This window comes from Mucilaginibacter gossypii, from assembly GCF_900100945.1.
Classification (GTDB): domain Bacteria; phylum Bacteroidota; class Bacteroidia; order Sphingobacteriales; family Sphingobacteriaceae; genus Mucilaginibacter; species Mucilaginibacter gossypii.
The window spans coordinates 364,720-391,611 of record NZ_FNCG01000001.1; the positions used below are offsets into that span (position 1 = coordinate 364,720).

Here is a 26,892-nt window from a genome sequence, read left to right on the forward strand (position 1 = left end):
TAACCAATTTATTACCTGTTAATCATGAAAGCCAAAAGTACCAAACCAGTTGTCCTTGCCGACTCGGCAGGGGTAGACAGTTACATGCAAAAGCTTGATCATCCATTGAAGGAGGTGTTAGGAGCGCTGAGAAAAATTATCCTGGCTATTGACGATGAAATTGGCGAGCATATCAAATGGAATGCACCGAGCTTTTTATATATCGGGGAAATGAAACCCTTTGATCCTAAAGAGTATAAAAGATATATTATCGTTTCGAACGTGTACCAAAAAGATTGTATCAGACTGGTATTCCCCTCAGGGGCAAAGATCAATGATACATCCGGTTTGCTTTCCGGCGATTATGCCGACGGCCGCCGGTTGGCTTTTTTTCACAATATGGAAGAAGTTAAGGCAAAAGAAGAAGCTTTGCGAAACGTTGTAAAAACCTGGTTGACTTTGCTGGATAAATAAAAGGAGAGAGCTATGATCAAATTTATTCAGCACATAAAAGAACTTAACGTTGGAGCTGTTAAAGTGATGATCGAAAAAGATCACGGCTGGCTTACCTGGGCTGAAGATAGCGGTAAAAACGCACTTCATTACCTGTGTGGTATTGAAATCGCAAAACGTCCTGCAAAAGCCGAAGAAAGTTTGATCATGCTTAAGCTATTGCTGTCAAAAGGCATGGATATCAATTCAAACCACCGGATAAAAGAGGAATGCAGCTTTTTTCCGGCCAGCCCGCTTTGGTATGCTTATACCCGCGGAAGAAATAAGCTGTTATATGAATATTTGCTGGCTAATGGCGCCAATCCCGAGCATTGCATGTATGCCATAGCCTGGTATAATGATGTGGAAGCCGCCGGTCTGTTTAAAAGCTATGGTGCACAAACAGACCCGGGTGCTGGAGATGACAGCCCGTTTATGGCCGCATTCAACTGGAAACGCTTTGAAGTGGCCGAATGGTTTTTAAGCAATGGTGCCGATGTGAATTTTTCCGATAAATACGGGAATACTGCACTTTTTTATGCGGTGAAACGAAAGTACAAACTGGATCAGATCAGGTTGTTGCTGAAATATGGCTCCGACTATAATATAGAGAATAAACAGGGGATATCAGCTAAGAAATTGGCAGAAAAAAATAATCAGACCGGGGTTTTGAAGTTGTTTACGTCTTGAGTTGAATAATTATTCTTATAATGAATGTCTAAAAAGTAGTGTTGACCCGGGGCTTTTTTTAATTGCAATAATCGGGTAAGAAATGATTATAGGCATGTTTTTAAGCATGTGGCTCATAACAATATTTGAATCTCAGTACTCCATAGCTGTGTCCTGTTTTTAGCGCCCATTATAAATTGCTGTTGATTCTGTAGGTGGCTCCTAATCTACGTGTAAACATCGCCATTTTAGTATTCGCAATCTGCCCATTTTATTTAATTTTGCCGAATGGATTTTATCATAGAAGCGGCCGTAAAAGCAGTCAAACAACTATACCAAACTGACATTGAACTGGCTGCCGTTAGCATACAGGAAACCCGTAAGGAGTTTGAAGGACAAGTAACCATTGTAACCTTTCCGTTTACCAAATTTTCGCGCAAAGGCCCTGAACAAACCGGTACCGAAATAGGGGAGTATCTTAAACACGAATTGAAGGAAGTTGACTCCTTTAATGTGATTAAAGGCTTCCTTAATCTTTCTATAACCGACGAATACTGGATCGGTCGTTTATATAACAACATTACTGCCGATGATTTTGCGGTAGCAAAGCCCAACGGACAAAAGGTAATGGTAGAGTATTCATCTCCAAATACCAACAAACCACTGCACCTTGGTCATATCCGCAACAACCTGTTGGGTTATTCAGTTGCTGAGATACTGGCTGCTGATGGTTACGAGGTGATCAAAACCAATCTGGTTAACGACCGCGGAATCCATATCTGTAAATCTATGCTGGCCTGGCAAAAGTTCGGCAATGATGAAACACCTGAATCATCAGGCATGAAGGGCGATCACCTGGTAGGTAAATATTATGTGCTGTTTGATAAAGAACTGAGGGAACAGCTTAAACCTGTTTTGAGTCAAGTTTACGAGAAGCATGACCTTTCGGCCTTTAAAGAAAATCAGAAGACCAAAATAGAGGACTCGTTAGCTACCATAGCAAAGGTTAAAGAAAAACGTGCTCAAACCGACGAGGTAAATCAGAAGCTTATTGGCGAACTGGACGATAAAATTGCCGGCGAAGAAGACAAGATCAAAGAGATAGCCAAAAATGCTACTCCTATCATGATCGAAACCCAGCAGATGCTGCAAAAATGGGAAGCAGGTGATGAAGAGGTAATGAACTTGTGGAGAACCATGAACGGTTGGGTGTACGCTGGCTTTGCCGAAACCTACAAGCAACTGGGTGTTGATTTTGATAAATACTACTACGAGTCTAACACTTACCTGTTAGGTAAGGATATTATTGAAGAAGGTCTTGCAAAAGGCGTATTCTTTAAAAAAGCAGATAACTCGGTTTGGATAGACCTTACCTCAGAAGGCCTTGACGAAAAACTGGTGCTTCGTGGAGATGGTACATCGGTTTACATTACCCAGGATATGGGTACCGCACAGTTAAAGTATAATGATTACCAGATGGATAAGTCTATCTATGTGGTAGGCAACGAGCAGGATTATCACTTCAAGGTGCTGTTCCTGATATTGCAGAAGTTGGGAAAAACAGGTGCAGATGGATTGTTTCATCTATCATATGGTATGGTTGATCTTCCATCTGGCAAAATGAAATCGCGTGAAGGCACAGTGGTTGATGCTGATGACTTGATGGCCGAGATGGAAGCAACCGCTAAAGAGCAAACCGAAGCCATGGGCAAGGTTGATGCGTTTAACGAAGAAGATAAGATTGCATTATATCATACCATTGGTATGGGCGCACTTAAATACTTCCTGTTAAAAGTCGATCCAAAAAAACGTTTGCTGTTTGATCCTAACGAATCGGTAGATTTTCAGGGACATACCGGACCGTTTATTCAATATACCCACGCCCGTATTAAATCGGTATTAAGCAGGGCCGATTATAATGCTGAGCTTAAACCCATAGTAACTGAGCTGGCAGGTGTTGAACGCGACTTAATTGTATTGCTTGATAAATACCCCGAAACGGTTAAGGAAGCTGCAAAAGGTTATAGCCCGGCAGTAATAGCCAACTATATATATGAACTTGCTAAAACATATAACAAGTTCTATCATGAAAAGTCGATCTTACAGGCCGAAGATGAGGATTCAAAACAATTCCGTTTGGCTCTATCTGCATCATCAGCCAAGGTGATCAGCAAAGGTATGAAGCTTTTGGGGATTGAAGTGCCTGAGAGGATGTAATTGCCCCTAACTCCCTAAAGGGGGAACGAGCGCGGTTAAAAGAAAAGCCTTTAGCAGATAAAATTGCTAAAGGCTTTTCTGTTTTAAAACTCTCCTTTTAGGGGGCCGGGGGCGGAGATTATCTCCAATATCCCCTTACCCAAACATATCCCCGATTGGTTGGTTGCCAATGTCCCTGAACATATACCCGGTTATATCTTGGCCTTGCATAAAAGCCCTGGCGGTAAACGTAATGGTTACCGCGCCAAACCCATTCGCCGGGTACCCAGACAGCATTAGGGTAGGGTGCTACCGGACGAACATACACCGGTTCAACCGGCTGCTCTGTTACGTAGGCCTGACTTGAGCATGATGCAAATAATGAGCCTGTTAAGGCAAGTACTATTCCTAATTTAGCAATGGTTTTCATTTTTAGATGTTTTTAGTTGTTCAGTATAATAACTATTGACAACATCCAACATCGAAAGTTTAACGGCGCTTAGGCCATGAATTTATCGGCTACAACCAAATCTTTGCTGCCTGCGGTGTATTTATAAAATCCACTGCCTGTTTTAGCTCCCAAGTGCCCTGCGGTTACCATATTTACCAGTAGTGGGCATGGAGCATATTTGGGATTGCCAAAACCATCATGCAATACCTTCAAAATAGCAAGGCAAACATCCAGCCCGATGAAATCGGCTAATTGCAGTGGTCCCATTGGGTGTGCCATGCCGAGTTTCATCACTGTATCAATTTCCTGTACGCCGGCAACGCCTTCGTATAAGGTATAAACAGACTCATTTATCATCGGCATTAAAATGCGGTTGGCTACAAAGCCTGGATAGTCATTAACCTCAACCGGATCTTTGCCCAAAGTGCGCGAAAGTTCCATAATGGTTTCGGTAACGGCATCAGTAGTGGCATATCCCCGTATTACCTCAACGAGCTTCATAACCGGCACCGGGTTCATGAAATGCATGCCAATTACGTTGCCTGGATGCCTGGTAACCGAAGCAATTTTAGTAATAGAGATAGATGAGGTATTGGATGCCAGTATTACGTTTTCATTGCAAATTTCGCTGAGCTGTTTAAACAGTTTTAGTTTTATTTCCTGGTTTTCGGTAGCAGCTTCAATTACAAGGCCGGCATTTTGAGTGCCTTCGGCCAAATCTGTAAAAACACGGATACGGTTCATCGTTTCTGTTTTCGCCCCTTCGGTGATGGTGCCTTTTTTTACTTGCCTGTCGAGATTGTTGCTGATGGTTTGTAAAGCCTTGCTCAGGGCATCGTCGCTGATATCCACCAATGATACTTCAAAGCCATATTGCGCGAAGGTGTGGGCAATGCCGTTGCCCATAGTGCCGGAGCCAATTACAGTAATGTTTTTCATAGTATTTGTTTACGAAACCGGCAAAACATCGGTTTATATAATCTGCCGGTATTACAAGGTAATAAACTTACCGGCCTCTTTAACAGTTTTTTTGTTGATAGTTTTAAACTCAGGGATCTGTCCCAGATCGGCAACTTCTGAATAATCGAGGATATAGCTTTTTGAATAGATATCCTTATCACCGTTAAAAATTACCCCCATAACAGGAATGCCATATTTTTTTAATGCATGTAAGGAAAGCAGGGTATGATTAATACTGCCTAAATAGTGTTTACTTACCAGTATTACCTTTGCATTAAGCTGTTTAATAAGGTCGATAATAAGAAAGTTATCATTCAACGGTACCATAAGGCCACCGGCGCCCTCAATAATTAGCTGGTTATCAGTTTTAGGCAGAACGATGTTTTCCAGGTCGATAGTCACTTTATCAAGGGCGGCAGATTTATGAGGGGAGAATGGCTGAGTTAAAGCATAGGCCTCCGGGAAAAACTGGGTAACCGGATTTGAGATAAGGTTTTTAACTTTCAGTGTATCGCTGTTATCAAGGTCGCCCGATTGTATGGGCTTCCAATAGTCTGCGTTTAGTTTTTCAGTTAAAATAGCCGAAACCAGGGTTTTACCTATTCCGGTATCAATACCGGTAATAAATATCGGTTGCGTATCAAGCATGTAGTAATATAAATTTGTTAAGAGTTACAGCCAGCAAAGTTACTTCATTTTCCGTATTAAAGCTGTGCAGGCAAATCCTGATCCGCTCGGTGCCCTGTGCAACCGTAGGGCTTAAGATGGGCCGCACATCAAAGTTGTTCATTTGCAGTTGTTTAGCCGCTTCCCTTGCCATTTCATTGCTTTTGAGTACGATACATTGAATAGCGCTATCACTATTTAGTAAAGTGAAATTTTTGCCCGTGTTTACTTGCTGTTTAAACAGGTCAATATTCTTTTTCAGGCTGATGGTAGCTTCGCGGGAATCTTCTAATAGCTGATAGGCCATTTTTATAGCTGCCAGCTGGTGGAAAGGTGCTGCAGTAGTATAAATAAAGGAACGAGCAAAATTGATTAGATATTTTCGTAAGGTATTACTACCGAGCACTACAGCCCCGTGACTGCCCAGTGCCTTGCCAAATGTTATTATACGGGCAAAAATCCTTTGTTGTAAACCAAGTTCGCAAACCAACCCTTTGGGATAAAGACCTACAGCATGTGCCTCATCAACTATGAGGGCGGCATTATATTTTTCAGTGAGGCTGAGGATTTCAACAAGGGGAGGAGTATCTCCGTCCATAGAATACACGCTTTCAATAACCACATAGCAATTGCCCTTGGCCAATTTTAATTTAGCTTCTAAACTCTCCAGGTCATTATGCCGGAAGCTATAGCGATTGGCATAGCTTAATCTTGCGCCATCGATGATTGACGCATGCACTAACTCATCTAAAATTATGGTATCGACACGCTGGGCAAGCGATGACAGTAGTCCCAGGTTAGCATCATAGCCCGAATTAAAAAGCAGGCCCGCTTCACTTTGGTGATAGTCAGCTATTTGATTTTCCAGGTCTTCGGCATATCGGATGTTGCCCGATAGCAGTCTTGACCCGGCTGCACCGTTTAAGCTAAGCGGATTGGTGTTTACTTCCTGAGCGATGCTTTGCTTTAAAACTAACGAACGGGCAAAACCGAGATAATCGTTTGAACAAAAGTCAGCCCTACTGTTTTCGGGTTTCAGTTCACGGTAGTTGCCAGCTTGTTGTCGCTCCTGCAGTTTGCGTTTTAAAAAATCTTCGGCTGGGTTCAATGTGCTTCGTTTTGTGCAAAAATAAAAAAAGCGACCATTGGTCGCTTTTTTCTATGTGATAATGTTTACTGGCCACCGCCGCCCTGGCGCATACGGTCCATTCTTTCTTTCATTGCCTTATCGTAAGCCGCAGCTTGTTCGGCTGTTAAAATAGCTTTGATTTTGGTGTTGGTTGCTTCCATCATTGGGCGCATCGCAGAGCGCATCGCATCCCTGTCGCCATTGGCCGCAGTACGTACGCTATCCATTTTAGTTGCCTGCTCTTTGTAAACCGCAGTGATCTTGGTTGTTTGATCATCCGTTAATTTAAGCTGGGTTTGCAATTCTTTTGCTCTTTCTTCCGGGCTTCTTCTCATGCCACCCTGTGCGTAGCTGGCTGCTGAAATTCCTAAAAGGAAGCAGCACATTAACAATAATTTTTTCATAGCTTTTTAATTTAATTTACGTTTTATCAGTATGATAAAGATAGATCGTAATGGTTTAAAAAAGCCGATGTAACTTAATTGTTGCCTTGCTGTAAGTTAGATATAGATCGTTGCATCTGGGCCATCATTGCTGTAAGGCTTTCCATGGTAGGCTCCGGTGACGGTGATGGCAATTGGGTGGAGATATAACCTTTTGCTTTCCACAGTTCCAGTACATCCTCGCCCGATATTTCATAAGGTTCGTAAACGGGGTTATCAGAAATAAGCTTTAGCTTTTTGTTCTCTTTAAATTTATTGCCAATGCGTTTGTAAACCACGCCGTCATTTTTAGATATTACTACATAGGTTTCGCCGCTTTTTACATCGCCCCAGTTTTCTACGTATTCACCTATTATAATAGTGCCCGATACAAGCGGAAGCATGGAGTCGCCTTTGATCTCAAAAGCTCGGTAAGTACCCTGTTTAAACATAGGCAGGTAAAACTTCGGAAGCTGTGCCACGTATTCAGGATCGGCATAACCATTAAGGTAACCGGCGCTGGCCTTTACAGGTACCATTTCTATATTTTCATTTTCTTCCTTATCAACAGAAATACTCAGGATTCGCAGGTTAGCAGGGTTGCCTTTTGGTTTTGGCTGCCATTTTTCGTTGATGGTTTCGTTGATGAAGTCATCAATAGTAACATCAAAATAGGTTGCTAATGTTTTTAGTAAGTCGTATTTAGGGTCGGCCCGGTCTTCTTCGTATGCGCCTACTAATGAACGTTTTATACCTAATTCGTCCGCAAATTGCTGCTGCGTTAAACCCTTCTTTTTGCGGAGAAACTTAATATTTTGTGAAATTATTGACATAAAATTTGGATTTGCTAAATTTATTAGTAATTTTATGCTCATAAAGTTAGTAATAATTATCTGTTCACCAAATTTTTTATCATAAAATGAAACGTTTTGTTTATATCATTACCGACAGAAACCGTAAAAATCTGCATGTAGGCTTATGTTCAGACCTGATGAAAACCATCCAGTTTTACAGCGAAATGCCAACTTTGTTTTTCGATAATGCGCAACATCTTAACCGTTTGGTTTACTTTGAGGAGATCAATACCGAAGAACAGGCTATGGAACGTTTTAAAGTGGTGAGCACTTATACCCGTCCGCAAAAAGAAAAAATGATCAGATCTGTTAATGCCGACTGGATAGATTTGACCATTGGGTTAAAATATGAGCAGGGCTTACGTGTAAGGCCGCAGCTACGCCCGTCATTAAATGCGAACCGCAGGGTTATGGCTTTTTAATAAATTTTAAAGCCCCTGAGTTCATGCAGTACCTTTTGCCGCCGCGGTTGGCAGGCCCGTCATTAAATACGTGGCCAAGGTGTAAGCCTGTACTTTTTTCAATAACTTCATCACGGCTCATGCCGTAGCTGTTATCAGTAATTATTGCTACTTTTTCCGAGTCGACAGGTTTAACAAAACTTGGCCAGCCCGTACCGCTATCAAATTTGTCGTCGGAGGTGAATAGCGTGTCGCCGGTTGCGGCACTTACGTAAACACCTTTTTCATGATTGTTCCAATACTCGTTCTGATAGGGTGGCTCGGTGCCGCTTTCAACCATAATGTGATATTGGTTGGATGTAAGTACTTTTTTCCATTCAGCGGCAGGTTTGCTCAGTTTGCGTTTAGTATCCTGTCCATTGGTATTTTGGCATCCTAAGGCCGTAAGGATGCTTAAAGCTATCACTGTTAAGATGAGTGTTTTCATAACCCATTATGTTTTGATGTTATCTTAATTATAGATGCTGCCTTTTTATTGTCGGAAACTACTATATGCTATAACTCAAATACGTAATTTTATTATATGAGGATTGTCATTTGGCAGTCTGTTTATATGAGCTTCTTTTTAGGTACCAGTACTTTATTTACCAGATGTACTATGCCGTTGTTTTGTTTAATATCAAACTGACTGATCGTACTTTTACCTCCATTGCCATCAATCAAAACGATATTGCTGTTGCTATCTATTTTAGCGAATAATTTACCGCCCGAAAGTGTGGTAAATGTGGCTATGCCTTTTCCTTTATTGATCTTTTTCTGAATGTCTCTTGCCTTTAGCTGCCCGGCAATGGCGTGATAGGCTACTAAATCTGTAAGTTCCCAAATATGCGCAGGTTTGGCAAGGGAGTCGAACTTACCGGTAGGCATGTCGCTAAACCCGCCATCAACCGGTACAAATACGGTGATAGGCCCGCGGCTTGTGTAAGTGAGTGCGAGGTTTGTTTTTTGAATGAAAAAATAAAATGTATGCGTATTGGGCGCTACAGATATGTTTTTTACAATATCATTGGCAGGAATCATTGTTGTTGTATTACTGCTTTTGCTGCCGGTTTGGGCCAGCAATAATGCCGGGCAAAATACAATGGATATTAACAGCAGTAACTTTTTCATAGTGTGTAGGTTATAGGTTAAACATACAAAATATAAATAGGTTTTAAAATGGATAGCCAGCTTGTAGATTATAAGCTACCTTTGTTAACCTATGGAAATCTTCCCTACGCAATACTCAACCTTATCATCAAAAGCACTAAATATAAAACTTCAGGAAAGTTATGGTTTAAGCCATACAACATGCCGGTTATTGATACGCAATGTGAGCGACACTTATATTATAGAAAATACAGCCGAAAAGTACATTTTTAAGATTTACAGGGATGCGCACCGAAAGCTGGAAGAGATCAAGGGCGAGGTAGAGCTGTTAACTATCCTGTTTGAAAAGGGCGCCAAAGTATCAAGGCCAATTTCTGATATATGTGGCGAAATGTTGCAGGTTTTCAATGCTGCCGAAGGGATTCGTTATGGCGTGTTGTTTTCGTGGGCACAGGGAGGTGTTGTTTCTGCTCTTAGTGAGCAACATCTTGAAGTAATAGGTATGGAGATGGCAGCCATACATAACATTGCCTCTTCAATTGAACTTAGCCATCAGCGTAAAGCATACTCAATGAATACGGTTATAATTGATCCCATCAAAGTTATTGAACCTGCATTTGCCGGACTTGAAAACGAGTATGAATATCTGAGAAATACTGCTCTCGATGTAATCGGCCAATACAACCAATTTGACGGGGAGTTCAGCTGTGGATATTGTCATTTTGATTTTCTCCCTAAGAACTTTCATTTTACCAACGCAGGTGAGATCACTTTTTTTGATTTCGATTTTGCAGGGAAAGGATTATTAGCTTACGATATCACCTCTTTTTTTATTCACTATTTTATGGAGGTTACCTACGGAAAAATTACAGAACAACAGGGACGCGATGCATTCAAAGCCTTCATTGCAAATTACCGTAAAGTTAGGCCATTATCAGATAAAGAAATTAATGCCATTCCATATTTAGGATTCGGCTTTTGGGTATTTTATCTTGGTTTCCAGTATGAAAACTTTGATGACTGGTCAAATTTCTTTTTCGGGCCAAAATTTTTAAAGGATAGGGTCGCGCTAATTAAAAAATGGATGGAGACAGCTCATCTTTTATTGTCATAGCTTATTGTTAGGCAATATAAAACAGAAAAGCGGCTGCATAGCCGCTCTTCTGTTTTATCATCGTAATAAGTACTATTACCAACCTGGTGTAAAACCTAAACCAAACAACGGTTTTTTAACATCGCTGCGGTTAAATGGAACAGCCAGGTAAGGCTCTAATATAAAAGCACCAAATACGTTAATTCGCAGGGAAATACCGGCACTCAATGCCGGTACCCGACCGTAAATGTTTTGTGTTGTAGTAGTGCCGTCAGAATTTATAAAGTCCTGCTGACCAATCACCGGCGGATCTTTCTGAAAATAGATATGATCACCAGAATTCCAGGCTAAACCTGCATCAAAAAACAAGTTAAGATCGGTAAACAGGAATTTGGATTTAATAGCAGCCAATTTTTCGGGACCGGTAAATGGCAAGCGCACCTCAAAGTTAAATACAGCCAAACGACTGCCTGATAATTGGTCGATAGTAAAGCCGTTGGTTGTAGCCTTACCGTTATTATAAAATGTTTGCCCTTCGTAACCCCTGATATAAAAAGGATAACCCACAAATAATGGATAAAGCCCTTTATCATCGCCGAAACGGCCTGTAGCAAAGAACCTGGCCGCAAAGGTTACCGGTGCGGTACGTACGTATTTCCTTACATCAATTGTTGGTGCAAAGAACTTATAGGTGCCGAAATTATAACCGGCTTCCAGCCTGTACCTGAAACCATTTAACGGTGCTGTAACACCAAAAAATGAGTTGTCGCCAATTAGCGCGGTTGAAAGCGTTAAAATGGAATATGATTTTAAGTTATAGAAATAAGTGGAACCGTAGTTTTGATTAAGGGTTGCAGACTCTTCTTCGTTAGGGATTTTTTTCCTGTCAGACGTAATATAATTACCTATGCCGATTTGCTGTTTGCCATTTACTACTGCAGTATCAAGCAGGTAATAATCGCTGTAACGGTCAACACGGTAATAGTTGTGTGAGGCTGCTCCGCTCACTTCAAAGCGTGTTGTCCTGGAAATAGGGTATGAGGTAAACACCCTGCCCGCATCCTCAAAATTGCGGATAATGTCAATGTTATCAGAATAAACGGTTTGATTTTTACCGCCCACATTCCTTACCGGGTAGGTGGTTGTATTGAAGCCGAACTGGTAAGGGATGTGAGAAACGCCCACACCAAGGTTCCAGCGGCCGGTTTGGTTTACATAAGTTACCGCAGCGCCTGAATCATAGATCTGCCCGTTCACCGATGCTGCTGCAAAGATCTGGTTGCGGCCCAAAATATCACTAAATACGCCCTGGATCCCGCTTGAAAGACTTGTGCCATAGAAGTTACTTACACCAACACCAATGCCGCTTCCTGCAAGGTAATCGAGCTTGAATTTTGAGCGAAACGGAATAGCCTTAACCGAATCAGTCGGGATTTTACGATAGGCCAAAAAGTTGTTCAGGTTAGAGTTGATCAGGTCGACGCCAACGGAGCGGTTTGGCGGCAGCGTGCCTGCTGCAAAGTTGACTTCACCCGGCTGCACAACAACAGGAGTAAAGTCGGACGCTTTGGCGTTATAAATGGAATATTTTTGCGCACGATAGTAAGAGTAAACCACGTCATCATGATTGGAAATACTTAATGCTGGTGAATATTCCGTAATGCCAGAGATGCCCGTGAACAGGTTTGTCATTTGTTCTATCTGACCCGACGCGATAGTATAGCGGTAAAGGTTACGGAAGCCATCACGGTTTGACAGGAAGTAGATCTGCTTGCCATCGGCTGAGTATTGCGGGTTCAGGTTGTTAGCGCCGTTAAAAATTTTTATGTCGGTTACCTTTCCCGTTGCCAGATCAAGTTCGGCAAGGTTGAAAGGGATGTCCTGTTCAAGGCTTTGGTCATAGGTGGTCCTATCGCTTGAAAAAATGATCTTTTTACCATCCGGCGAATAGCTTGGTTGGTAATCAGAAAACTTATCGTTAGTAAGCTGCGTAATCTTTTTGGTATCGAAGTTATAAGAATACAAATCGCTCTGCCCTTCAACCAATCCCTGGAAAACAATATCCTTGCCATTGGGCGACCATGAAACGTTACTGAACTGACCTACCTGCTCCATCGAAATATCGTCAATTACATTGCCGCTTTTCAGGTCAACTACATCGAGCCTGTTACGCCCTTTGCTAAATACACTAAATGCGAATTTAGTTCCATCGGGCGACCATGCACCTGCCGATTCGATGAAGTTAAACTCATCAATATGGGTGTTGGATACCTTACTCGTGAGTTTTCGTAATATGCGCCCCGATTTAGCATCGGCCAAATAAAGATCAATACTGAATAAACTTTTGGCCGATAGAAAGGCAACATATTTACCATCGGGACTAACGGACGGGGCAACCACAAGGTCGCCACCGTTTTTACTGTCAACCAGTTTGATGCCTTTAGGTGTTTGAGTGGTATCCTTTAAAAAGGGTTTATAGGTAGCCTCAATAGAATTTTTCCAAAGGCGGGAAAGGGTTCGGTCATCATAACCAAACGTACGCCTGATGCCATACTCTAAACCAAATTTAGCCGCGTTTTTAAAGAAGGGTATTATAACCGTATCACCATAAGTTGAGCCTATGAACGACCAGAATGCCTCGCCATAACGATAAGGGAAGTATTTGCTGCTTTCGGTAAGATCACGAACGGTAGGGATATCATGGTTCAAATATGCGTCACGCATCCACATGGCTGTATAGCTGTCCTTTTTACCTAAGGACAGGTACTCGGCCATACCCTCTATCATCCAAAGCGGAATGTTGTTTATATTTTCATATTCGGACGAATCATGCCCCAGCAATAAACGGTACTGGAAAGCGTGTACCAACTCGTGCCCGATAACGTGCCTCGTGGTTTGGTTAGTTTCCATCACCGGCATTACCACCCGATTTTTAAGGCCTTCGGTAACACCGCCGGTACCTACACCGATCTCGCCATCAATAGCGGTTGTTTGCTGAAAATCGGGATGGTTGGCATATAGTATTATTGGATTGGCATGCTTAAATGTGTCCCTGAAAACCTGTTGATGGAGCGTATACCAAAGTTCACTTTCCTGGGCAAAGCGTTTTACCATACTATCATTTTTCAGGTAATAGTAAATCTCGAAGTGAGGGGTTTTATAAACGTTAAATTTAAGGTTTTTGTACCTCACCTTGTTTTGGCCAAAATATTGCGCCCTGGCATTGATGCTTATCAACAGCGAGCCGACAAAACAAATGAATATAATAGTGTGCTTTTTAACTCTATTGAAAAGTGAGTAAACTTTATTCATATATTATTTAACTAAATAGATATGGCTAATTTAATAAAATAAGGTTGTTCTTAGTTCAAAAAACAACCTTATTCATTTTCTCTTCACAGTATGAAAAAAAACGCCTCTACCTGTTTACCGTTGGTTATTAGGCGGTGTGCTTTCCGGGTTTTCCGGATTGTTTTCCTGTACAGGTGTTACGCCCGTTGTATCAATAGGGTTGCTTATGCTATCAGTTGAAGTTGTATCTTCTTCAATATGCGGCGATGGGCAATTATAAGTTTTGGTGATCTTGGTCCATGGTTTGGGGAATGGTCCGTAAGTATAACCTAACGACTGATCGGCATATACTTTTTCCATAAACCTGCCGAAGATAGGCAACGCCGTATGTGAGCCTTCGCCGGTTTCGGATGTGGTAAAGTGTACTGACCGGTCATCAGCACCAACCCAAATGCCTGTTACCAGATCTTTGGTGATACCCATATACCAGCCATCCACATAATCGGATGATGTACCGGTTTTGCCGCCTATCTGGTTGTCTTTTTTCCAAAGGCCGTTGTATTCCCACAGCGCCTGTGAGGTTCCGCCGGGTTCTTCCATCCCCCCACGGAACATGTAAAGCATCAGCCAGGCAGTTTCCTCGCTTAACACTTTCTCGGTTTTAAGCTTAAACTCCTGTATCACATTGCCTTGCTGATCGGTGATTTTAGTGACCAGCAACGGATCCAATTTTTCGCCTTTGTTAAGAAACGTACTGTAAGCTCTAACCATTTCATAAACCGAAACATCATTTGAACCCAATGATACCGACGGAACTGACTTCAAAGGGCTTTCGATGCCGCAGCGGTGAGCATATTCCACAATTTTATCCCAGCCCACTTTTTCGGTTAGTTGTGCTGTAATGGAATTTACAGATTTACCCATAGCCCAGCGCAGTGACATTTCACGATAGGAGAAATGGAAGTCGGCATTGTTAGGCTCCCAAACTTTGTCCTCGCCATTGTCTTTGTACTTGATGGATACCGGCTTGTCGGTAAACTTATCGCAAGGGGTAAAGCCATTATCAAGCGCTGTTAAATAGGCAAATGGCTTAAAGGTGGAGCCTGCCTGTCTGCGGCTTTGGTTTACGTGATCGTAATTAAAGAAACGATGATCGATACCACCAATCCAAACTTTTATTTTACCGGTTGATGGCTCCAGTGTCATCATGCCGGTGTTCAGGATCTTAGCGTAATATTTTATAGAATCTATAGTAGAAAAAGTAGTGTCCTGTTCTCCGTGCCAGGTAAACACAGTCATCCGCTTTTTCGTTTTAAAGTAACCCTGGATCTTTATCGTATCACCGCCGTATTTTTTTTCAAGTAGCTTGTAAATAGGAAGCCTTTGTTCGTTTTTGAGAATGAAATCTTTGATCTCAACGCCTTTTGAATCGCGCCACGGATTTTTGTTTCCCCAAAGGTTATAGAAGCGTTTTTGTAGCATCTTCATTTTTTCGGTAACAGCTTCTTCGGCATATTGCTGCATCTTTGAGTCGATGGTGGTGTAGATCTTCAGACCATCCTCATAAAGGTTATAATCATTTTCCTTACACCATTTGTCCAGCCATTTCTCAACGGCGCGGCGCAGGTACGAATCGCCGTGGGAGTCGTCTTCAACATAACTCAGGTCGAGCCCGAGGGGTAACGCGACGTTACTTTTATACTGGTCGGCAGTGAGGAACTTGTATTTTTCCATCTGTCCCAATACCGTATTGCGCCTTTCGGTAGCACGCTGCGGATTTTTAATGGGATTGTAGCTCGATGTGGCTTTCAGCATGCCAATAAGTAGGGCTGATTCGGAAGGATTTAAGGTGCCTGGCTGCTTATTAAAATACTTTAACGATGCTGTTTTAATACCGTACGAATTATTGCCGAAGGGCACGGTATTGAAGTATAACGTCAATATTTGCTGCTTGTTGTAAACGTGCTCAATTTTAAAAGCGGTAAGCCACTCCTTGCATTTATAAACAATAGTGTGCAGCACCGGGATATGCTTAATGACGCCCTGCGATTTCTTTTTACGCGTTTCAAAAAGGTTTTTGGCTAACTGCTGGGTTATGGTACTGCCGCCGCGGCGGTCGCCTTTGGCTGTTGAGAGCACACTGGTAAAAAAGGAGTAAAAATCTACTCCGCCATGACTGTAAAACCGCACATCCTCAGTTGCCACAAGGGCGTTTATGAGGTTGGGGGAGATCTCTTTAAATTCAATTGGTGAGCGGTTCTCCTTGTAATACTGGCCTATAAGTTTGCCATCTGCAGTGTAAACTTCCGATCCTACCGAAAGTACCGGGCTTTTAATGTCCTGCATGTCAGGTGAGTATCCGAAAAGCCAAAGGAAATTAAGCTCAATAGAACAAAAGAAAATAATTACGAAGTAAATGAATATGACAAAATATCTCAGAAACCGGTTGCGTATACGTCTGAACATTGGGTAAAAAATGTAAAATTATGACACTATATCATAGTGCAGTTTAACAAATATAAACAACGTAAAATAGACAGGTAAATTTTAGGTTAACGCTGGCATAATACATATTTATGATGTGCAAAGTACACAATAAATAAATCAAAAGCTGTTTGGATAAAAAAAATCGCCTGTTGAAGGTTGCAACGTATATTTGAAATCAAGTTGCTAAAACTTTAATGTTGTTTTTGTACTTTGTATGGATATCTATTTATATGAAAAGTTTGACAGAGCAATTTAAGGTACCAAGTAATACCAAATTTTCGCTGAGTGATCATGATCCTGCATTTAGCTATGGTTACGAAAAAGAAGATGCCGGGTCTGTTTTGGATGAACTGATAGCTGAAACGTCTAAATTGGAGGCACAACTGTATGCCTCAAATAGTTATTCATTGCTTATTATTTTTCAAGCGATGGATGCTGCCGGAAAAGACAGCGCTATAGCGCACACCATGTCGGGCATAAATCCTCAGGGGTGCCAGGTTTACAGCTTTAAACAACCCAGTTCAGAAGACTATGATCACGACTTTTTGTGGCGGCATTACAAAGCCCTGCCCGAAAGAGGGCGTATTGGTATCCATAACAGGTCGCACTATGAAAATGTGCTTGTCGTTAAAGTCCATCCCGAACTTGTTTTAAAGGAAAATAATCCAACGATAAAGCAAGTAAAGGATATTGACAAGCAGTTTTGGGAGCAACGATATGAGAGCATCCGCAATTTTGAAAAGCATATCTGTAACAGCGGCACTGTTGTGATCAAATTTTTCCTGAATGTTTCAAAACAGGAGCAAAAGAGGCGGTTTTTAAAGCGAATAGATAACCCCAAAAAAAATTGGAAGTTCCAGGCCGGCGATATTGCGGAACGGGAGCATTGGGATGAGTATATGAAAGCTTATGAAAAAGCCATTAACGAAACCGCTACAGATGATTGCCCCTGGTATGTTATCCCGGCTGATAAGAAATGGTTTACGCGCATCGCGATATCAACTATAATTAGGGATACCTTGAAAAAGTTGAGGCTGGAGTTCCCTGTTTTGCCTAAAGACGAAATGGAAAAACTACAGGAGGCTAAACATTTGTTAGAAAAGCAATAACGGAAATCTTAAGACTTACGAAGTTTTTGAAACTTCGTAAGTCTGCGATGGCATTCTGAATCTTAAATACCCGAAAACATATTTTGTGCGGGCTCTCCAATAAGCGGCATCGGTTTTCTTTCGCCATTAACAGCACCAATTAAGCCGATAACCCATATGATCAGTAAGCCTAAACGTATAATCCAAAGGATTGACGCACCTATGAATATTCCTGATGTTACAAAGGCCATGCCTATAATAAAACCGGCAAGCCATGAAATTACGATTGAAACCAGGTGAAACAATAGTGTTTGTCTCATCTGGTAGGCTGCCAGCGGTGTTTTATTGTTGGTTTATAATGCAAAATAGGCAATAAGCCACCCGATAAGTGTAAAATAACTAATGATGCCGGCGGTCTTCCGTCGTCAGAGGTAGGTTTGTAATTTTCCATGTGTGGTAAAGTTTTTTGTATAAAGCTAACCGTTTAAAAATGAAATAGTTTTATTCATTTTTAAATGATTAGCTATGGCAAAACTTCAATCATTTGCATATACACACATCTAAAATCACTCCACGGTTATCTCATCAGCAAAAATGTAGGACTGGCTGCCTTTATTCTCATGCCAATCTGGAAGCGGGCCGTATTGCTTGGCTATCAGTTTAATATAACGGGCATTGGTGTTTAACGGCGCGGTAAATTCCTGGGTTTGCACGTTGGTATCTTTAATATCAACTTTGGTGTTAACGGTGGTCGCCAGTTTGTAAGTTTTGCCATCATTTGATGTCCAGAACTGTACATATTTAGGGAACACAATCCAGGCGCGGCTATCCTGCAAGGTACTGACGCTGATTTGTTTGATGGGTTTAACGGCGCTCATATCAACAATGGCTATAAAATCCTTTCCCTGGTAACCCTGCCAATTGCCTAAACGCCAGTTGGTAGTGCCGTGCTGTCCATCAATTAATGATTCATCGCCTTTTGCTGCGTAATTAGGCAGGTATTTATTCAGTATAGTTAGCTTAATATCGTTGCGGAGTTTGATGAAACTTGCCTCATCAACAAAGCTGCTTTTGCCCTCCTTTATCGCGATAGCTTTTACCGTGATATTATCGCTAATAGTAATTGGCTGTGTATAAGGCGTTGACGATGCAGTAGGAGCAGAGCCATCGAGTGTGTAATAGGTTTTTGCATCGGTATCCTGATCTTTGATTTCAAGGCTGAAAGGCTGTTTGAATGATTTAGCAGGTGCAATGATATATGGGTTAGAAATAATCAGGTTATCCGTAATTTTTGAAACAGGTTTTTCCGGGTCCTGGGTAAAGATCTTATTAGCCAGCCTGCCGGTAAACACTTCAAAATCCCCGCCTTTGGTAATATCATCGTAGTTGATAAAAAGCTTACTGTATACCTTTTTATCAAGGTTCATGCCTTGCAGATAGATATTGCTGCGGGTAATGCCGGCGCCGGGGTTGATAATGCTGAATTTTTTGCCGTTCTCCAAATTGATCACTGCCTTATCAAACTGCGGGATACCAATCTGAAAATCCTGCTGACCGGGTGCAATGTTGTAAATTCCTAAAGAACTCATCACATACCAGGCCGACATTTGCCCGCAATCCTCATTACCGGCTAAACCATCAGGTTTGTTGCTGTATTCTTCCCGCAAAATACGGCTCACATAAAACTGGGTTTTATCCGGCGAGTCGGTAAAATTATATAAGTACGCCATGTGATGACTTGGTTCGTTGCCATGTGCGTATTGGCCTATCAATCCGCTTACATCGGGAATGTCACTGCCGCTAAGTTTTGATTGTGTACTGAACAATTCATCGAGCTTGTTTTCAAATGCCTGTTTGCCTCCCATTTTATCAATCAGTGTTTCTACATCGTGGGGTACCAGGAACGAATACTGCCAGGAGTTGCCCTCGGTATAATTGCTGTTGATCTCTGCAGGGTCGAAAGGCTCAAACCAGCCGCCGTTAGCACGTGCCTGCATAAAAGTATTCTGGTTGTTGAAAACATTTTTCCAGTATTGTGCCCGCTGAATGTATTGGGTATAGTCGTCGGTTTTATTGAGCATTTTTGCCATTTGAGCTATACACCAATGGTCATAAGCATACTCCAATGTTTTAGACACAGACGCATCTTCTTCGTCTGATTGAACTGCTCCGTTTTTGCGATAATTATCCAGCCCAAACTGGTTACGGTTTACGGCGGCTTTCATGGCGATAAAAGCTTTCTCGGCATCAAAATCACGAATGCCCTTCGCGTAAGCATCCACAATGACCGGGATTGAATGATTGCCGATCATGCAATAAGTTTCGGTACTCGCAAGCGGCCATATCGGTAATAAGCCGCCCTGATCATACATCGCCATAAAACTCTTGATAAAATCGAGCGTGCGCTTGCGGTCTATCAGCGTAAGCAGCGGGTTCTCGGCCCGGTAGGTATCCCATAAGGAAAACACGGTGTAGTAATCAAATCCCTGAGCTGTATGTACCTGTTGATCCATACCACGGTATTGCCCATCCACATCACTGTAAATATTGGGGGCAACCATGCTATGGTATAAGGCGGTATAAAATATGGTTTGTTTGATTTTAGCATAATCGGGCTGCACCACTTTTTTAGCAGGAGGAGCATAACTGTATGGGCTTGTTCCGCCTACGGGTTGGGTTTGGGTTGCCGGGGCCGGTGCGCCGCCCTCAACCTGAATTTTATTCAATTCATGGTTCCAGGCTATTTTGGCATCTTTCTGAATTTTTTTAAAGTCGAAATCAGGTATTTCTGCATCCAGGTTTTTTAAAGCACCTTCGGTGCTTACCGACGAGATACCCACCTTGCTGATTACTTCGCCGGGATTATTAAACTGCAAAAACAACTTTACATTTTTGCCCTGTGCTTTGCTTTGGCCATTTTGTACCTCGTTATTTAAAGCAATACCGTAAGTTTTAAAAGGCTTTGAAAACTTAGCGTAAAAATATACCTGCTGTTTGTCGGCCCATGATTTCGACATACGGAAACCACGTAATTCATGATCATTTACTACTTCTATCCATGAATCCAAAACCTCATCGCGGTGCTGCAGATCGATAATAATATTTGCCTTATCGGTTGACGGGTAAGTGTAGCGATGCATGCCTACACGGGTAGTTGCAGTTAGCTCAACGCCAATATTATATTTATCGAGCAGTGTTTTATAATAACCTGGTGTAGCACTCTCATTTTTTTTGCTAAAGTGCGACCGATAATCTGTGTTTTTAAATTTAGGATCGCCGGTGGTTGGCATAAACAATACATCACAGTAATCAGGGACACCGGCACCGCTCAGGTGCGTGTGCGAGAAACCATATACCAGGCTATCGGTATAATGATAACCGGAACAGCCATCCCAACCCTCCAACCGGGTATCCGGACTAAGCTGTACCATGCCGAAAGGCATCACCGCACCGGGATAAGTATGCCCATGTCCGCCAGTACCTATAAATGGATCAACCAGTTGGGCGTAGTCTTTTTCCTTCTCTTTTTTCTTTTGTGCCGATGATAAAAAAGGCAGAACAAGCAACAGGGTGACCGGCAAAGCAGAGCGGAATACGGGTTTGATCAATGACATATTATTTAAAACCAATTATATGATTTGAGTGTGCACAAATTACACTAATTACCACGAATATTTACTAACAGGAAAGTTCCCTATTTTATTATTAGTATAATAAATGGTCACTAAAAACAAATAGCGACGGGCATATCCCCATCGCTATTTGTTTTAGAATAACTAATTCGTGAAATTCGATTTAATTCGAAATAATTAGTGTTCAGTTTTATCCTTTTATCATACCTACTTTTTTCAGCAGTTTACGGTTTTCACGACGGTGTATTAAACGGTACACGATTGCGTAAATAATAGGTAATATCAATAAGGTTAGGATGGTAGATGTCACAAGCCCACCTATAACTACTATAGCCAACGGTTTCTGAGTTTCCGAACCAATACCGGTTGAGATAGCTGCCGGCATTAAACCAATGGCAGCCATCAGCGCGGTCATCACTACCGGGCGCACACGTGATATCACGCCTTGCATAATGGCCTCATCGAGGTGCATTTTTTCTTCAATGTTTTTCTTGAACACCGAGATCAGGATCACACCGTTCTGTATACATACACCAAACAAGGCAATGAAACCAATACCTGCTGATATACTAAAATTTGTATTAGTAATATGTAATGCTAAAATACCGCCTATCAACGCAAACGGCACGTTCAGGATAACCAACACTGCATCTTTAGCGTTACCGAAGGTGATGAACAGGATCAGGAATATCACCAGTAAACACACAGGCACTACGTGCGCTAACGTATTTGATGCCCTGATCTGGTTTTCAAACTCACCGTTCCAGGTAAATGAATATCCCTGGTCAAGTTTTACGGCGGCGCCTACTTTTTCCTGCGCTTCGGCTATAGTGCTACCTAAGTCGCGGCCACGCACCGAGAATTTCACAGCGATGTAACGCATGTTATTATCCCGGTAAATAAATGCAGGGCCGGTTAATGTGGTGATTTTAGAAATCTCTTTAATCGCAATTTTTGAACCGTTTAATGTAGGTACCATCAGGTTCTCAATTTTGCTTTGAGTATCCCTGAATTGTTTTTGGTAACGGATCCGGATATCAAATTTACGTTCGCCTTCATAAAGCTGTGAGGCCGCTTTACCGCCTATGGCCATCTCAATAACCGAGTTGGCATCGGCAGTAGACACTCCGTAAAGTGCCATCTTGCGCTGATCAAGCTCGATGCGGAACTCCGGCTGACCGAGGTTTCGTAAAATACCAAGGTCTTCAACACCGTGGATCTTCTTGAGCACAGCCATTACCGAGTCGGCCTTCTGATCAAGCACCTGGAAATCGGGCCCGAATATTTTTACTGCCATAGATGCAGGTACACCTGCAACAGCCTCAGCTACGTTATCGATAATAGGCTGCGAATAGTTAAATACAATACCCGGAAACTGGCTCAGCTTTTTATCCATTTCGGCTATCAGCTCTTCCTGGCTGATGCTTCGTTTCCATTCCTTTTTAGGCAGCAGGTCAACCTGGATCTGCACGTTAAAAAAACCTTTCGGGTCGGTACCGTCGTTGGTACGGCCCACTTGCGACAGGGTTTGTTTCACCTCGGGGAAGGTTGACAGGATCTGCCTCATTTTATCAGTTACCTTAACCGAACTTTCCAGCGAGGTACTCATTGGCAGCTGCGCGGTTACCCACAGGGCGCCCTCGTTAAGCTGCGGAAGGAATTCCGAGCCTAAAAATTTAGCCGAAAAGAAGGTAACCGACATAAACGCTACCGCTACTATCAGGCTCAGCTTTTGATTACGGTATGTGTAACTAAACATACGGCGGATACCGTTTTCAAAGAATATTACTACCGGGTTATGTTTTTCCCTTACATTTTTGTTAAGCAAGATGCTTGACAAAGCTGGTACCAGCGTGAGTGTAAAGATTAATGCGCCAAGCAAAGCAAAACCCAAAGTGTAAGCCAGCGGAGAGAACATTTTGCCTTCAACCTTTTGGAAAGCGAAAATTGGTACCAAGCAGGTGAGGATGATAAGCTTGGAGAAAAAGATAGCTTTACCCATCTCGGCGCCGACATTTTTGAATAGGCCAAGTTTAGCCAACCCGTTGAATTTTTGCATCCCTACTTCCTTAGCCCGGTGATCCAGCGCCACAAAGATCCCTTCAACCATCACCACCGCCCCATCTATGATGATACCAAAATCGACTGCACCCATAGAGAGCAGGTTGGCGCTCATTCCCTTTAATCGTAAACAGATGAAAGCAAACAATAATGCCAGCGGTATAATGATCGCAACAATGAGCGTTGTGCGCCAATCGGCCATAAACAAGAATACTATAACGGTTACCAATATGATACCCTCGCATAAATTATGGATCACCGTTTCGGTACAAAAATCCATCAGGTTGGTACGATCATAAAAGGTGGAGATCTTTACATCGGCAGGTAACACGCTTTTGTTGAGGTCGACAACCTTCTGGTTAATGAGCTTTAATACCTCGGCAGGGTTTTCACCTTTACGCATTACCACAATACCTTCAATAACGTCGTTGTTTTTATCCCGGCCCACCTGGCCTAAACGCGGTAAACCGCCTTCTTTAATCTCGGCAATATCACGGGCCAAAATCGGAACGTTATTAACGTTTTTGATAATAATATTCTGAATTTCTTCGATATTATTGATTAAGCCAATACCACGTACTACATAAGCCTGGTCGTTTTTTTCGATGATATCACCACCTACGTTAATGTTACTACGGTTAAGGGCCGTGTAAACATCAAGCGAGGTAAGACCGTATTTTTGTAACAGCGAAGGGTTTACACTCACTTCATAAGTTTTTTCCTCGCCGCCAAAGCTGTTCACATCAGCTACACCGGGGATTGATTTAAACTGGCGGTCAAGCACCCAATCCTGTATAGCGGTAAGGTCATGTAAAGATTTGGTGTGGCTTTTTAGGGTGTAACGGAAAATTTCACCTGTTGGGCCGTATGGCGGTTCAACCTCGGGTTTAACCCCATCGGGCAAATCGGCATTGCCAAGTCGGCTTAATACCTGTTGGCGGGCAAACGCATCATCAACATCATCATCAAAAATAATACGGATGTATGATAAACCAAAAGACGATGTGGTACGGAGGTTAGCCTTTTTTTGCACCGAGTTTAAAACGGTTTCCATTGGTATGGTAACCATTTTTTCCATCTCTTCGGCACTGCGCCCCGGCCATTGGGCTATAATTATGATCTGTGTATTGGTAACGTCGGGAAAAGTCTCGATAGGGGTGTTGGTGTAACTCCACACACCCAATGCTACCAATACAAGTGTCATAAAAAACACAAAGTAACGGTGCCTGAGCGAGAAGTATATTATATTTTTGATGAACTTGTTCATTGTAGTCTTTGTATTTTAAAAACGTAAATGCCCTGGTTAAAACCTGGCAATTTTTGGTTTACCCACCTGTTAGTTGTTGCCGGCAATGGCATCATAAAAAAGCAGCTGGTTTTTTGAGATGATCTTATCACCGGCTTGCAAACCTGACGATATATAGGTGGTGTCTTCAACGGTTTTGATAACCGCTACCTGGCGTACCTTCAAATCGTCTTTACTGTTATAAACCACTACAAAGTTTTTGCTGTTGTCATAAACAACGGCTTTTGCTGGTATAGCAACCGACTGCGCTTTTTCACTGTTGGCTATTACCACACTGGTGAACATCTCCGGCTTAAGCAGCATGCCATCGTTGGGCAATACGATTTTAATCTTCAATACTTTGTTGTCCGGATCGAGCACAGAACTAACGGCGTCAACCTTGCCGGTAAAAACTTTATCGGGGTAGGCAATCGTAGTAACTTTGGCTGTATAACCTACTTTAACACGGCTAATGTCTGACTCAAACACGTTGGCCCAAATCCAAACATCTTTCATGTTGGATATTGTAAACATGCTGTTGTTATTATCCGGACGGATATAGCCGCCTGCTGTAATATTTTTTTCAACCACAAAACCGCTTTCAGGCGCTTTGATTACCAATGTACCGCCGGGGCTGGTATTACCACCGCCGTTGATTGCAATCTGCTCTTTTACTTTGTTGTAGGCAGCTTCGGCTTTGTTGAAATTTTCTTTAGCCTCAGTATAATCGCGCTCGCTTGAGATGCCGTTTTTGTACAGATATTCGGCCTGTTCAAGCTGACGTTTGTAAATAGCAAGGTCGGATTTTGACGAGCTAAGGTCGGTATAATTACCTGCAACATCGGCACTGCGTACGATGGCGAGAGTTTGACCTTTGCTCACTTTATCGCCCAGTGAAACTTTTACATCCAACACCTGCCCGCTTGAAAAAGGAAATACTTTAACAACGGTGTTGTCATCATATGATACCTCGCCCGAAAGTGTAAGCTCATTTTTTATGGTAGCGATCCTGGCAGTATCGATTGTGATAATTTTAGCCATTGAATCACTAACAGTTACCTGTTTGTTTTCAACAGCAGGAGGTGTCTTGCCTTTGCAAGCGGCAAGTAGTAGCAAAGCTGAGATGCCGGAAAACAGCGTTTCTCTTTTCATCATAGTAAGTCTTAAAATGTTAGTCAGGATTTTATTACGGTAGTGCCAACAGCAAAATTGAGGTCGGCAATTGCTTTTTGCAGGTTGAATTGTTGTTGCAATATTTTTAATTTGGTGTCCTTATAGGTGTCAAAAAAGTCTACAAACTCCACAAGGCTTATCTGGCGCTGCTGGAAGCTCTTGAGCATTGCGCCAAACAGTTTATCGTACTGTTCATTAAAGGCGATTTGCTGAGTTGAGAACAGCTGCACGTTTAGCTTATACTGGTTAACAGCTGCAACTACATCATTTTTAAGCTGGAATTCATTTTGTTTCAGGGTGCTCTCCTGGCTTTTGATATTGTATTGTGCCGACTTGATATTGCCCTGGTTGCGGTTAAACAACGGTATCGGAAAACCAACTTGTAAGCCATAGTAATGACGGGCATAACTACTGTTTTGATCGTATGATACACCTAAAGTTACGTCAGGCACGGCAAGGGCTTTTTGATAAGCAAGATTATGGGTAGCCGAATTTAATTGATACTGGTTCGATAAATAATCGGGCCTGTTGGTCATGGCTTGGCTAATGAGCGATTGCACATCAAGATCAACAGTTTCAACCGGCTTGTCATTTATGACAGGTTGAACAAATGTGGTTTCCTTTGTTTGCAACAATGTTTTAAGCTCTGTTTGCAGATCGTTGATCTGGCGGTTATTTTCAACCATATCATTTTGCAAACCGAACAAAAGGGCTTTCAAACGGATGAGGTCCTTCATTGAGGTATTACCTACATCAAATGATTTTTGAATAGCATTAACCAGTTCAGTGGCCGATTTAATTTCATTTTGATAAACTAATTGTTGCGCATTCAAGGAACCTAACTGGCTAAAATCAAGCTGCAGATTATAACGCAGGTTACGCATCAAGTCATTAAAGGCGGCTTCCTGAACTTTAGCATCGTCTTCGGCTACTTTTACCTGTTTGCCGCGTTTGCCGGCAGTGGCAAACACCTGGTTTAACTGGACAAATATTTGTCCGCCTCCGTTTGAGTGGTTGAAAAATTTATTGGTGCTACCGTCATGGATATTCTGGTCGGTGCTTAACACAGGGTTGTCCCATAGTTTGGCTTGTTGAATGAGCGCCTTTGAGGCATCAACATTATACTTTTGGGCAAGCAGGCTTAGGTTATTTTCAATGAACTGTTTTTCAGCATCAGGGAAAGTGATCTTTAACGTATCTGTTTGTGCTTCGGCCTTTTGTGTTAATAAACTAAAAAATAACGGTGATATAAATAGCAGGGATTTTATAGTACGCATGTTTCCTTCTTCAATTCTACAGTACAAAAATTCAAAACGGTTATGAATTTTGTATGAAGTGAAGGAAAACTAATGGTAGAGGAACCTTGATTGGTAGGATTTAAGGATTGCCTTGGATAGAGGATGTAAAAATCTTA

General features: G+C 42.1%; 21 protein-coding genes. 6 read left to right on the plus strand and 15 right to left on the minus strand.

Features of this window, described 5'->3' with window-relative positions:
* The first annotated feature begins 24 nt into the window (after positions 1-24).
* The 3 genes from BLS28_RS01650 to argS all read left to right on the plus strand — a co-directional run bounded on the left by BLS28_RS01650 (position 25) and on the right by argS (position 3,357).
* Positions 25-453 (plus strand): DUF1801 domain-containing protein, encoded by a 429-nt coding sequence (locus tag BLS28_RS01650; RefSeq protein ID WP_091162577.1) that lies wholly within the window; start codon positions 25-27, stop codon positions 451-453.
* A 12-nt stretch (positions 454-465) separates the two neighbouring features.
* Complete coding sequence (locus BLS28_RS01655; protein WP_091162578.1) at positions 466-1,161, plus strand: ankyrin repeat domain-containing protein; 696 nt, start codon at positions 466-468, stop codon at positions 1,159-1,161.
* Positions 1,162-1,428: 267 nt separating this feature from the next.
* A complete protein-coding gene (gene argS / locus BLS28_RS01660; protein WP_091162579.1) occupies positions 1,429-3,357 on the plus strand; it encodes an arginine--tRNA ligase in 1,929 nt (642 codons plus the stop codon).
* Positions 3,358-3,475: 118 nt separating this feature from the next.
* Here the strand turns inward: argS and BLS28_RS01665 are convergent, their stop codons facing one another.
* The 6 genes from BLS28_RS01665 to BLS28_RS01690 form a co-directional block, all read right to left on the minus strand.
* Positions 3,476-3,766 (minus strand): YXWGXW repeat-containing protein, encoded by a 291-nt coding sequence (locus BLS28_RS01665; protein WP_091162580.1) that lies wholly within the window; start codon positions 3,764-3,766, stop codon positions 3,476-3,478.
* 69 nt (positions 3,767-3,835) lie between these two features.
* Entirely contained in the window at positions 3,836-4,726 is an 891-nt protein-coding gene (locus BLS28_RS01670) for a 3-hydroxybutyryl-CoA dehydrogenase (RefSeq protein WP_091162581.1), read from the minus strand.
* Positions 4,727-4,777: 51 nt separating this feature from the next.
* Positions 4,778-5,395, minus strand: coding sequence for a dethiobiotin synthase (gene bioD / locus BLS28_RS01675; protein WP_091162582.1), 618 nt, complete (start codon positions 5,393-5,395; stop codon positions 4,778-4,780).
* Entirely contained in the window at positions 5,388-6,521 is a 1,134-nt protein-coding gene (locus tag BLS28_RS01680; RefSeq protein WP_091162583.1) for an aminotransferase class I/II-fold pyridoxal phosphate-dependent enzyme, read from the minus strand. The genes bioD and BLS28_RS01680 overlap by 8 nt, the downstream gene beginning before the upstream one ends.
* 65 nt (positions 6,522-6,586) lie before the next feature.
* Positions 6,587-6,946 (minus strand): DUF4890 domain-containing protein, encoded by a 360-nt coding sequence (locus BLS28_RS01685; RefSeq protein WP_091162584.1) that lies wholly within the window; start codon positions 6,944-6,946, stop codon positions 6,587-6,589.
* Between the two features lie 74 nt (positions 6,947-7,020).
* Entirely contained in the window at positions 7,021-7,797 is a 777-nt protein-coding gene (locus BLS28_RS01690; protein ID WP_090527624.1) for an XRE family transcriptional regulator, read from the minus strand.
* Between the two features lie 86 nt (positions 7,798-7,883).
* On the opposite strand from BLS28_RS01690, the gene BLS28_RS01695 reads away from it, so the two are divergent.
* Positions 7,884-8,240 carry a GIY-YIG nuclease family protein gene (locus BLS28_RS01695; protein ID WP_091162585.1) on the plus strand — a complete coding sequence of 119 codons (357 nt, stop codon included), beginning with the start codon at positions 7,884-7,886 and terminating at the stop codon, positions 8,238-8,240.
* On the opposite strand, the gene msrB is transcribed toward BLS28_RS01695, so the two are convergent.
* Both msrB and BLS28_RS01705 read right to left on the minus strand, forming a co-directional pair.
* Complete coding sequence (gene msrB, locus BLS28_RS01700) at positions 8,227-8,706, minus strand: peptide-methionine (R)-S-oxide reductase MsrB (RefSeq protein ID WP_091162586.1); 480 nt, start codon at positions 8,704-8,706, stop codon at positions 8,227-8,229. The genes BLS28_RS01695 and msrB overlap by 14 nt on opposite strands.
* A gap of 122 nt (positions 8,707-8,828) precedes the next feature.
* On the minus strand, positions 8,829-9,389 hold the full coding sequence (locus tag BLS28_RS01705) for a fasciclin domain-containing protein (RefSeq protein WP_091162587.1): 561 nt from the start codon (positions 9,387-9,389) through the stop codon (positions 8,829-8,831).
* A gap of 91 nt (positions 9,390-9,480) precedes the next feature.
* On the opposite strand from BLS28_RS01705, the gene BLS28_RS01710 reads away from it, so the two are divergent.
* Positions 9,481-10,482, plus strand: coding sequence for a phosphotransferase enzyme family protein (locus BLS28_RS01710; RefSeq protein ID WP_091162588.1), 1,002 nt, complete (start codon positions 9,481-9,483; stop codon positions 10,480-10,482).
* Positions 10,483-10,557: 75 nt separating this feature from the next.
* Here BLS28_RS01710 and BLS28_RS01715 read toward each other — a convergent pair whose 3' ends face one another.
* Positions 10,558-13,773 (minus strand): DPP IV N-terminal domain-containing protein, encoded by a 3,216-nt coding sequence (locus tag BLS28_RS01715; protein ID WP_091162589.1) that lies wholly within the window; start codon positions 13,771-13,773, stop codon positions 10,558-10,560.
* Positions 13,774-13,887: 114 nt separating this feature from the next.
* A complete protein-coding gene (locus BLS28_RS01720) occupies positions 13,888-16,218 on the minus strand; it encodes a penicillin-binding protein 1A (protein WP_091162590.1) in 2,331 nt (776 codons plus the stop codon).
* Positions 16,219-16,469: 251 nt separating this feature from the next.
* On the opposite strand from BLS28_RS01720, the gene BLS28_RS01725 reads away from it, so the two are divergent.
* Positions 16,470-17,348 (plus strand): polyphosphate kinase 2 family protein, encoded by an 879-nt coding sequence (locus BLS28_RS01725; RefSeq protein ID WP_091162913.1) that lies wholly within the window; start codon positions 16,470-16,472, stop codon positions 17,346-17,348.
* 62 nt (positions 17,349-17,410) lie between these two features.
* Here BLS28_RS01725 and BLS28_RS01730 read toward each other — a convergent pair whose 3' ends face one another.
* The 5 genes from BLS28_RS01730 to BLS28_RS01750 form a co-directional block, all read right to left on the minus strand.
* Entirely contained in the window at positions 17,411-17,662 is a 252-nt protein-coding gene (locus BLS28_RS01730; RefSeq protein WP_501037390.1) for a hypothetical protein, read from the minus strand.
* 231 nt (positions 17,663-17,893) lie between these two features.
* Positions 17,894-20,941 (minus strand): GH92 family glycosyl hydrolase, encoded by a 3,048-nt coding sequence (locus BLS28_RS01735; RefSeq protein WP_091162592.1) that lies wholly within the window; start codon positions 20,939-20,941, stop codon positions 17,894-17,896.
* A 208-nt stretch (positions 20,942-21,149) separates the two neighbouring features.
* Positions 21,150-24,287, minus strand: a complete 3,138-nt coding sequence (locus tag BLS28_RS01740; protein WP_091162593.1) for an efflux RND transporter permease subunit — start codon at positions 24,285-24,287, stop codon at positions 21,150-21,152.
* A gap of 69 nt (positions 24,288-24,356) precedes the next feature.
* The gene (locus tag BLS28_RS01745) at positions 24,357-25,460 is read right to left on the minus strand and encodes an efflux RND transporter periplasmic adaptor subunit (protein WP_223266271.1); all 1,104 of its coding nucleotides are present in this window, start codon (positions 25,458-25,460) and stop codon (positions 24,357-24,359) included.
* Between the two features lie 20 nt (positions 25,461-25,480).
* Complete coding sequence (locus BLS28_RS01750) at positions 25,481-26,755, minus strand: TolC family protein (RefSeq protein ID WP_091162595.1); 1,275 nt, start codon at positions 26,753-26,755, stop codon at positions 25,481-25,483.
* Positions 26,756-26,892 lie beyond the last annotated feature (137 nt).